We start from the raw sequence: 695 nt of genomic DNA, 5'->3' as shown, positions 1-695 counted from the left end.
TGGTGGCACAGGGTTTTCGCCCCTCCCCTTCGCGGGCGGCTGAGCTCGTGGATGCAGGATTTGTATGGGTAATGATTGCCAAACCGCCAGAGCACGGGCTTACCGCCTTGGGCAAGACCACGCTGATCTCCCTCGTCTGCGACGACGCCTCACTTGACCTCGCAGAGCTGGCGACGGCGGCTGAACTTTTGACTCCCTCCGTGACTGACTTCGCGTCTGGCACGGCGTTCTTGGATGAGCTTGAGTCGCGGGCCCGATCAGGTCAAAAAATTCGCCCTACTCTCGAACAGGGCGCCTTCTTGTTGTGGTTGCTAGCCGAGATGCCCAGCACAGCGCCCACCCCGCCGGCCCCCGTCTAGCTGCCAAGCACGAATGCCCGTCCCATGCCCTTTCCCCGTAGTCACCGGGTCTGCTAGCTTGGATCCCCCCGACCGAGGAACGCTGCAGTGGATATGGTTTGTAACCCGCCGGAGCGTAAGCAGTTCGGTAGTCTTCTGCTGGTCGACGGGCACACACTCGTGGCGGAGGGGACCGCAAAGCTACTGGAAAGCCGGTTCTCACGCATCTGGATTGCTTCAACGGCGGCGCGCTTCCAAGAGCTTGTCAGCCAAGTCCGCCCGACCTTGGTGATAGCCGATCTCTACTTGCCTGGCGCAAGTTGCATAGCTCTGATGGAGGGGACGCTGCAGCAGGAG

Annotated in this window: 1 protein-coding gene and 1 pseudogene; both read left to right on the top strand. The window is 61.4% G+C overall.

All coding sequences use genetic code 11. The features are described from left to right. Positions 1–359, top strand: a 359-nt coding sequence (locus ACXJKH_RS21725) for a hypothetical protein (RefSeq protein ID WP_457322485.1), incomplete at its 5' end; no start/stop codon positions are given. Positions 360–446: 87 nt separating this feature from the next. Beyond that, positions 447–695, top strand: a pseudogene (locus ACXJKH_RS21720) (hypothetical protein); the annotation flags it as partial.

The sequence above is a fragment of the Stenotrophomonas sp. P5_B8 genome, assembly GCF_054049855.1.
The sequence above is the reverse complement of the archived record's forward strand: the minus strand, read 5'-3'. Positions and strand labels throughout refer to the sequence as shown.